Below are 9,599 nucleotides of genomic sequence, written 5' to 3' on the forward strand. Positions count from 1 at the left end.
CACACCACCCCACCCCCGTTCCAGGTAAGGAGACCTCCCGTGTCCGTACCCCGACATCCTGCTGCCCGGCGGCGCACCCGGGTCGCCGCCGCGGTGGCGACCCTGACCACCGTGGCCGCCGCGGCCGTGGTGGCCACCTCCACGCCGGCGTTCGCGGCCACCACCACCCTCTACGCCGCCCCTTCGGGCAGCGGCACCGCGTGCACCGTCGCCGCGCCCTGCTCACTGACCGGCGCGCAGACCGCGGTCCGGTCCCGCACCGGGTCGATGTCCGGTGACATCGTCGTCGAGCTGGCGGACGGCGTGTACCGTCTCACCTCCCCGCTGCGGCTGACGGCCGCCGACTCCGGCACGAACGGCTACCGGGTGATCTGGCAGGCGGCTCCGTCGGCCCGCCCGGTGATCAGCGGCGCCCGGGCGGTCACCGGTTGGTCCCTCGTCGACGCCGGAAGGAACATCTGGCGGGCGAACGTCGGCGCCGGTGTCGACAGTCGGCAGCTCTACGTCGACGGTGCCATCGCCACCCGGGCCCGTACCCAGGTCAACCGCGCCGACTTCACCGCGGACAGCACCGGGATGAGGTTCACCAGCAGTGCGCTGGGCTACCTGAACAACCTGGCCAACGAGAACCGGATCCAGCTGGAGAGCGTCAACTCGTTCACCGACCGGTACGTCTCGGTGCAGAGCATCAGCGGAAACCTGATCACGATGCAGCAGCCCGGCTGGAGCAACAACAACTTCGGGTACGACACCTTCACCAGCCCGCACCGGGCGGGCCCGCTCTACCTGACCAACGCGTACGAGTTCCTGGACGCGCCGGGGGAGTGGTATCTCGACCCGGCGAGCGGTGCCCTCTCCTACATCCCGCTCAGCGGCCAGAGCATGAACACGGTCAGTGTGGAACTGCCGACGCTCCAGTCGCTGGTGCAGGTCGGGGGCAGCTACGACGCGCCCGCCCACCACCTGACCTTCAGCGGGATCACCTTCACCGGCACGAGTTGGCTCGGGCCCAGCAGCAACCAGGGCTACGCCGACCAGCAGACCGGTGCCTACGTCGCCGGCAACTGGAGCTGGCCGGCCTTCAGCTCCTGCCACAACGGGTGCCCACAGTTCGAGGCGACCCGGCCGAACTGGCTCCAGTCGCCCGCCGCGGTCCAGGTCTCCGCGGCGAACAACATCACCTTCACCGACTCCCAGTTCGTCAACCTCGGGCAGACCGCGATCGGCATCGGCAACGACGTCAGCGCGCACGGGAGCGGGGTCGGTCTCGGCGCCAGCAACATCACCGTCACCAGGTCCGAGATCGCCCGCAACTCGGCCGGCGGCATCGTCGTCGGCGGCGTGCGGGCCGACGCGCACCACCCCGCCGACCAGCGGATGGTCAACCGGGACATCACCATCAGCAACAACCGTCTGCACGATCTCGGCGTGGAGCACCGGGGCATCGTGTCGGTGCTGACCACCTACGTCACCAACGCCACCGTCGCGTACAACGAGGTGTACAACATGCCGTACACCGGGATGTCGATGGGGTACGGGTGGGGGGCCAACGACGCCGGCGGCAGCAACCACTACGCCGACCGTGGGCTGTACAACTACCAGCCGCGGTACTCGACACCGACGACGGCGTCGAACAACCGGCTGATCGGCAACTACGTGCACGACGTGATGCAGCAGATGAACGACGGCGGGTGCATCTACACGCTGTCGGCGAACCAGGGCGGGTTGATCAGCGACAACTACTGCCTGCGGACCAACGGCTACTTCGGGATCTACTTCGACGAGGGATCGCGGTACTGGACCGCCCGGAACAACGTCTTCTCGAACACCGGCACCTGGGCCACCGCCAACTACTGGTTCGCCGAGAACATGGGCAACTTCACCGTCACCAACAACTGGTCGACCAACGGCAGCACGAACGTCACCAACGGCGACCGGGGCAACGTCGTCTCCGGCAACGTCACGGTGACGGGTGGCAACTGGCCGGCGGGCGCCCAGGCCGTGATGGCGGCGGCCGGGCCGCAGAGCGGCGGCGGCCAACAGAACGTGCAGGTTGTCGGCGGTCAGTCCGGCCGCTGCCTGGAGATCGGCGGGTCGAGCACGACCAACGGCACCCAGGCGCAGCTCTGGGACTGCCACGGCGGGGCGAACCAGCGGTGGACCTACACCGCGGGCCGGCAACTGATGGTGTACGGCAACAAGTGCCTGGACGCCTCGGGTCAGGGCACCGCCAACGGCACCCTGGCGATCATCTGGGACTGCAACGGCCAGGTCAACCAACAGTGGAATGTCAACCCGAACGGCACGATCACCGGCGTGCAGTCCGGGCTGTGCCTCGACGCGAGCGGCCAGGGCACCGCGAACGGCACCAAGATACATCTGTGGGTCTGCCACGGCGGCACGAACCAGCAGTGGAGTCTGCGTAACTGACCCACGGGTGGGCGGGGACCGGGTCCACTGCCCGGCCCCCGCCCACCCCGGCGGTGGAGCGGATGCCGCCGCCGGCGACGGTGGGTGGGACCAGTTGTCGTCGGCCTTCATAACAGAAATCCCCCGTTATTCTGCTGTCGCGCTGTTTCTACGACCAGCGGAGAAGTGTTATCGGTTGCGACCGTGGCGGGAGTCAGGCCAGGTGGGATCTGTTCCGGCGGTGGGATTCGGGTCGGCGCGGCACGTTCCTCTTGAATACTTCGACGCCGTCTGGCACCGTTATGTGCATCGATGTTAGCGCTCTTCTCTCTCTTGTCCTTCTGCTCTGAGGCTTGGGGAGATATGCGTGTTAGCGCTAACAGCGATGCCGCCAGGTCGCGACGTACGGCGTATTTTCCCGTGCCGGCTCCCGGCCTGCGAACCCCCACCCGTACGAAGCGACCGCGGCACAGCGGAGCGGGCGCCCGGAGGAGATACCCATGAGGTTTCCGAAGTTCGGCCGTGCCGCGGGCAGACGCGGCGTGGCCCTGATGTCGGTGCTGCTCTGTCTCACGATGGTGGTGCCCGGGGTGGCCCGGGCGGACAACCCCATCGTGCAGACCATCTACACGGCCGACCCGGCGCCGCTGGTGCACAACGGCCGGGTGTACCTCTACACCGGCCACGACGAGGACGGCTCGACGTGGTTCACGATGCGCGAGTGGCGGGTGTGGTCCTCGGCGGACATGGTGAACTGGACCGACCACGGTTCACCGATGAGTCTGGCCACCTTCAGTTGGGCCAGTGCCGACGCCTGGGCCGGCCACACCATCTACCGCAACGGCAAGTTCTACTGGTACGTGCCGGTCACGAACCGGTCCACCGGCCGGATGGCGATCGGGGTCGGTGTGTCGGAGAGCCCGACCGGGCCGTTCCGGGACGCGCTCGGGCGCCCCCTCGTGGAGAACGGGGAGATCGACCCGCACGCCTTCGTCGACGACACCGGGCAGGCGTACCTGTACTGGGGAAACCCGAACCTGTGGTACGTCCGGTTGAACAGCGACATGATCTCGTTCTCCGGCGGGCCGACCCAGATCCCGTTGACCGCAGCCGGGTTCGGCGCCCGCGGCGGCAACTCGGGTCGCCTGACCCTCTACGAGGAGGGACCCTGGGTCTACAAGCGGAACGGGCTGTACTACAACGTCTTCGCGGCCGAGTGCTGCTCGGAGTTCATCGGCTACTCGACGGCCCCCGGGCCGACCGGCCCGTGGACCTACCGGGGGACGGTCATGCCCCGGCAGGGCAGTAGCTTCACCAACCACGCCGGCGTGATCGACTTCAACGGCGGTTCGTACTTCTTCTACCACAACGGTGCCCTGCCGGGCGGCGGCGGTTTCACCCGCTCCGTGGCGGTGGAGAAGTTCACCTACAACGCGGACGGCACGATCCCGGCGATCAACATGACCACGGCGGGAGCCCCGCAGGTCGGCACCCTGAACCCCTACGTCCGGCAGGAGGCCGAGACGATCGCCTGGGCAACCGGGGTGGAGACCGAGCCGGCCAGCGGAGGGGGCATGAACGTCGGCTGGATCGAGAACGGTGACTCGATCAAGGTGAAGGGAGTGGCCTTCGGCGCCGGCGCGGCCTCGTTCAGCGCCAGGGTGGCCTCGGCGACCAGCGGCGGCCGCGTCGAGCTGCGGTTGGGCGGCCCGAACGGCACTCTGGTGGGCACCTGCACCGTGTCGGGGACCGGAGGTTGGCAGACCTGGACGACCGTCAGCTGTCCGGTCAACGGTGCGACCGGCACCCAGGATCTGTACCTGCGATTCGCCGGCGGCGGCGGTTACCTGCTCAACGTCGACTGGTGGCAGTTCCAGCAACGGTAGACCTCGGCGCCGTCACAGGTGTACGACCTCCGCTGGCGGCGTCACCAGGCCGAACTCCGGTCCGGTGGCGCCGACCGGGCCGGGCCACCGCCATCGCCGCGACAGGCCGACCGCGGTGGCCCGGCGCAGGAAAGATATTGAAACCTGTCACGCTCAGCGACGACCACGGCAGAACGCCGGCGGTGCCGGTCATGCTCGGGCGGCGCCGATCCGCGACGTCCTCGGCGCCGCCCGGAGCTGTGCCCGTCCGTCTCGCAACTGCGGCCCGAGCTGCAAGGTCTCTTGTGGAGGAGGCCCGCGTCGATGGACGCGACCTGCGGCGACAGCCCCTCCGGCCCGGGAGCCATGATCGAAAAGTAGGCGATGCACCCTTGTTCTCGTGACGGCCGTCGATTACGTTGTCAACACATTGGAAACGTAACCGATAACGTTTGCGGCCTCGGGGGGTGGCGTGGTCGAGGTGAGATCGCCGATCACCATGAGTGATGTCGCTCGCGCGGCGGACGTCTCCACCGCGACCGTCTCCAGGGTGGTCAACGGGCATTACGGCGTCAGCGCCAGCACCACGGCCAAGGTTCGGGCGACCATCGAGCGGCTCGGGTACGAGTCCAGCCTGGTCGCCACCAGCCTGCGCCGGAGCCGTACCAACGTGCTGGGTCTGGTGACCCACAGCTTCCAGTCGTACACCGCCGAGGTGCTCAGGGGCGTGATGGAGGCTCTCCGCCGCTCCGGTTTCGATCTGATCATCTATGCCAACAGCGACCTCTACGGGACGTACTCGGAGGGTTGGGAACAGCGGCATCTGACCCGGCTGTCGGGCACGCTCACCGACGGCTGCATAGTCGTCACACCCTGGGACGACGTGCAGAGCCGGACGCCGGTCGTGGCGATCGATCCGGCGCGGAACTCGACGACGCCGTCGGTGACGGCCGACAACCTCGCGGGTGCGACCGCCGCCGTCGAGCACCTGCTCGGCCTGGGCCACCGACGCATCGGGTTCATCGGAGGCCGGGCCAGCATGGCGGCGGCATGGGTGCGGGGCGAGGGCTACCGGCAGGCGTTGGTCGGAGCCGGCCTGGCTGTCGACCCGACGTTGGTCGCCGGAGGCGACTTCAACCCCGACTCCGCGGCTCCGCTGGCCCGGAACATGCTGGATCGGGCCGACCCGCCGACGGCGATCTTCGCGGCGAGCGACGGGATGGCACTGAAGGTCCTGGAGGTCGCGGAGAGCCTGGGGCTGGCCGTGCCAGGCGATCTGTCGGTCGTCGGATTCGACAACATCCCGGAGTCGGCCCTGGCCACGCCGGCTCTCACCACTGTGGACCAGTCGATGTACCAGCTCGGATACGAGGCCGCTCGCATGTTGACGTCGCTGGTCACCGGTGACTGGGAGGGGTCCCGCACGATGGTCCTGCCGACCCGCCTCGTGATCCGTGACTCCACCGCACCACCGAGAAACACACCGGGACCCTGACCTGGACCCGGTCACGGACGGCGCCGCGCCGGGTGCACCGTCATCCGCCTGAGCGGTGAGCCAGCGGAGAACAGCCGTACGACGTGCGGCGGGAACCACCGATGACGGGGACCACCGATGAGTTGAGCCGACAGGTCGGGTCGCGTCCGCTGTCGGCGCGCGAGAGGAGCGGAGTGTGACACCTAGGTCGTATCACGGGCGTTTACGTCGGCTGCCGGCGGCTCTGGCAGTCGGAGTCATCGCCGCCGCGGTTCTGCCCGCACCACAACCGGCCGCGGCGAACGCGCCGTGGCTGGATGTCTCCGGGGACCGTTACGCCTCCTTCAGCCTGCCCGCCGCGTACGTGCAGGAACACGTCGGCGAGGTTTCGCAGGTCGTCGTCGAGGGGAACTTCGGCCCCTCCGCCAGCTGGGCGGAGTTCGGTCTGACCCGTCGTGGTGACGTGTGGTCGGGGGTGCTCGGCCCACTCAGGCCGGGGCTGTACCAGTACCAGCTCACCGGCGACGACACCAGGAGTTTCAAGGACCCGACCAACGGTGCCGGTGTGGCGTCCCAGCCGCTCTGGAGCACGTTCTTCGTCCCGGGCGCGTCGGCGCGACGGCTGGCGGACCCACCGCAGGGCACGGGCGGTGAGGTCACGACCCTGACCTACCGGACGAAGCAGGGCGAGAAGACGTCCCTGGTGTGGACGCCGCCGGAGTACCGGGCCAACGGCGCCGGACGGTATCCGGTGCTGTACCTGCGCTCGGGTGACGGCGGGGCCGCCACCGACTGGCTCGACCTCGGTCGGGCCACGCAGATCTTCGACAACCTGTCGGCCGAACGTGCCATGGCGCCGATGGTGGTCGTGCTCAGCGACGGCGACGGGTCGGACGACGACAGGGATCTGAAGGACCTCCGGAAGGCGGTCACCGACAACTACCGCGTCCACCGTGACCGGGCGCACCAGGCGATCGCCGGCGTTGCCGAGGGCGGGACGCAGGCGCTGCGGATCGGCCTCAGCAACCCGGGCCAGTTCGGCTACGTCGGCTCGTTCTCGGGTCTGCTGACCGGAGAGGGCAGCCGGACGGACGCCAGGGCGGTCAACCGCAACCTCAGGTTGCTGCGTCTGTACACCGGAAACGTGACCGACCCCGGGTACAACGCCGCGCACCGCCTGACAGGGGTGCTGGACCGGGCCGGGGTCAGGTTCGAGTTCGACGGCGTCAACCCGGACGGCGGCGGGAACTGGACCACCTGGCAGGAGAACCTCGTCGACTTCGTGCCGCGACTGTTCCGCACGGTGTCGGACCACGGTCCGAGCGCCGGTCACGGTCCGTTGCGGGGGGAGTTCGTCCCGCCGCCGGCCGGCACCACCCCGACGCCCTTCCTGGCCGAGGACGGGTTCGTCACCTTCGAGACCACGGCAGAATTCGCGGACGCCCAGCACGTCACGGTCTGGGCGAACGTGGCGCCCGGCGGAAGTTGGCTGCGAGTACCACTCTCCCGGCACGGCGACCGGTGGCGGGCGACCGTGGGCCCGCTGGACCCGTGGTTCTACTACTACCGGTTCATCGTCGACCGGGTTGCGGTCAAGGACGTGTCGAACCCGACGAAGGTCACCACCGAGCCGATGTGGAGCACCTTCCTCGTCCCGGGGGAGCAGGCCCGACTGCTCACCGATGTGCCGGCCGGCCAGGGCGGGGAGGTCACCAGCCTGACCTACCGGAGCACCGTGGCCAACCAGGACCGGACCGCCCTGGTGTGGACCCCGCCTGGCTACGAGCCGGACCGGGCGGACCCGTACCCCGTTCTCTACCTCCAGCACGGTGGTGGCCAGAGTTACACGGACTGGCTGGAAATGGGGCGGGCCAAGCAGATCCTCGACCACCAGTTCCTCGACGGCGACCTGGTCCCCATGGTGGTCGTGATGGGCAACGGCAACGTCCCCAACTTCAACCAGGAGCTGCTGGGGAACATCATGCCCGCGGCCCGCGCCCGCTACCACATCTCCACCGACCCCGCCCAGCAGGCCATCGCCGGGCTCTCCATGGGGGGTGGGCACGCGTTCGGAGTGCTCAAGGCGTACCCGGGTGAGTTCGGCTACGTCGCGGCGTTCTCGGCCGGCTTCGGCAGCGGCACCGGCGTCGACGCCGCGGCGATCAACGCCGGAACCAGGATGTTGCGGCTGTACGTCGGCGACCGGACCGACTTCGTCTACCCGTCCTTCATGGCCTCACTGACCACCCTGGACAACCTCGGTATCCGCTACGAGTTCGACGGGGTCACCCCCGGTCCACACGGTTGGGACGTCTGGCAGAAGAACCTCATCGACCTGGCGCCACGTCTGTTCAGGCGCTAGGGAGGCCCACAGAGGGCGGCCTGACCGGGGGTGGGGAGGTTCCCATCCCCGGTCCGCTCTCCGCCCTCAGTGACGGCGTCCGGATCCCCGGCGCTGTGATCGCGAAGGGAAAACCAACGTCAATGAAGACGAAACGAGTGATTGCCACCGCGGCCATGATCGCGGCCGCGAGCGGTCTTGTCGCCTGCTCCTCCGACGAGGGCGGGACCGACGCGAGCAACTGTACGAACACGATCCCGAAGAAGGAACTGCCGGCCGTCACGATGTGGGGCTGGTATCCCAACATGCAACTCGTCGTCGACAACTTTAACAAGCAGAACAACGAGGTGCAGGTCTGCTGGACCAACGTCGGCCAGGGCAGCGACCACTACGACAAGTTCCAGACGGCCATCGCGGCCGGCACCGGCGCACCCGACGTGGTCATGGTCGAGATGGACCGGATCCCGACGTTCCAGATCCAGAAGGCGATCGTCGACATCAAGAAGTACGGCTTCGACGCGGCCAAGCCGAACTACAGCGAGGGCGCGTGGAAGGACGTCTCGGTCGGTGACGCGGTCTACGGCGTCCCGGTCGACGGTGGTCCGGTGGCGCTGATCTACCGGAAGGACATCTTCGACAAGTACGGCATCACGCCACCGAAGACCTGGGCCGAGTACGAGCAGGCGGCGCAGAAGGTGAAGGACGCCGGCGGCCCGCTCTTCGGTGACTTCGGCGCGAACGTCTCGGCGCTCACCATGGCACTCCAGATCCAGAAGGGCGCGTCCCCCTTCACCTACGACCCGGCCCAGCCGACGTCGATCGGGGTGCGGCTGAACGACCAGGCCTCCAAGGACGTGCTCGACTACTGGGGCGGCCTTGTCAAGAAGGGCCTGGTCGGTACGCAGAACCAGTTCACCCCGGAGTACATCTCCGGCGTCATCAACGGGCAGTACGCGACGTATGTCTCGGCGGCCTGGGCACCCGGTTACCTGACCGGCGCCGGCGTCGGCAAGGGTCAGGACACCGGCAAGTTCGCGGTGGCCCCGCTGCCGCAGTGGGATCCGAACAACCCCGTGCAGGTGAACTGGGGCGGTTCCGCCTTCTCGGTGACCAGCCAGTCGAAGAAGCAGGAGCTGGCGGCGAAGGCCGCGTACGGCCTCTACGCCGACAAGGAGTCGCTCACCGACGGCTGGACCAACCAGATCATCTTCCCGCTGAACCTCACCGCGCTCAACGACCCCGCGTTCGCGGACCTGAAGGTCGCGTTCTTCAACGGCCAGCAGGCGAACAAGGAGGTCTACGTGCCGGCGGCGAACGCCTATCAGGGCATGGTCTACAGCCCCTTCGGCCAGTACTACTTCGACGCGATGGAGAAGCAGGTGAGTGAGATGAACGCGGGCAAGATCACCGGCTCGCAGGCCGCCGACCTGCTCCAGGAGGACGTGGCGAAGTACGCCAAGGAGCAAGGTTTCACCGTCCAGTGACCGGTGGGGTGGGGGGGGGGGGGGGG

The 9,599-nt window shown here is 68.3% G+C and carries 5 protein-coding genes; all 5 read left to right on the top strand.

The genetic code is table 11. The features are described from left to right. Positions 1-39: 39 nt before the first annotated feature. Positions 40-2,430 carry an RICIN domain-containing protein gene (locus ABGB05_RS23660; RefSeq protein WP_347655658.1) on the top strand — a complete coding sequence of 797 codons (2,391 nt, stop codon included), beginning with the start codon at positions 40-42 and terminating at the stop codon, positions 2,428-2,430. 479 nt (positions 2,431-2,909) lie between these two features. After that, positions 2,910-4,295 carry a glycoside hydrolase family 43 protein gene (locus ABGB05_RS23665; RefSeq protein WP_347655659.1) on the top strand — a complete coding sequence of 462 codons (1,386 nt, stop codon included), beginning with the start codon at positions 2,910-2,912 and terminating at the stop codon, positions 4,293-4,295. Positions 4,296-4,773: 478 nt separating this feature from the next. Continuing rightward, positions 4,774-5,769 carry a LacI family DNA-binding transcriptional regulator gene (locus tag ABGB05_RS23670; RefSeq protein WP_347655660.1) on the top strand — a complete coding sequence of 332 codons (996 nt, stop codon included), beginning with the start codon at positions 4,774-4,776 and terminating at the stop codon, positions 5,767-5,769. A gap of 175 nt (positions 5,770-5,944) precedes the next feature. Then, the gene (locus ABGB05_RS23675) at positions 5,945-8,110 is read left to right on the top strand and encodes an alpha/beta hydrolase-fold protein (protein WP_347655661.1); all 2,166 of its coding nucleotides are present in this window, start codon (positions 5,945-5,947) and stop codon (positions 8,108-8,110) included. A gap of 122 nt (positions 8,111-8,232) precedes the next feature. Next, positions 8,233-9,573 carry an extracellular solute-binding protein gene (locus ABGB05_RS23680; protein WP_347655662.1) on the top strand — a complete coding sequence of 447 codons (1,341 nt, stop codon included), beginning with the start codon at positions 8,233-8,235 and terminating at the stop codon, positions 9,571-9,573. The last annotated feature ends 26 nt before the right edge of the window (positions 9,574-9,599 follow it).

The organism is Plantactinospora sp. B5E13 (assembly GCF_039871775.1).
Taxonomy (GTDB): Bacteria; Actinomycetota; Actinomycetes; order Mycobacteriales; family Micromonosporaceae; genus Plantactinospora.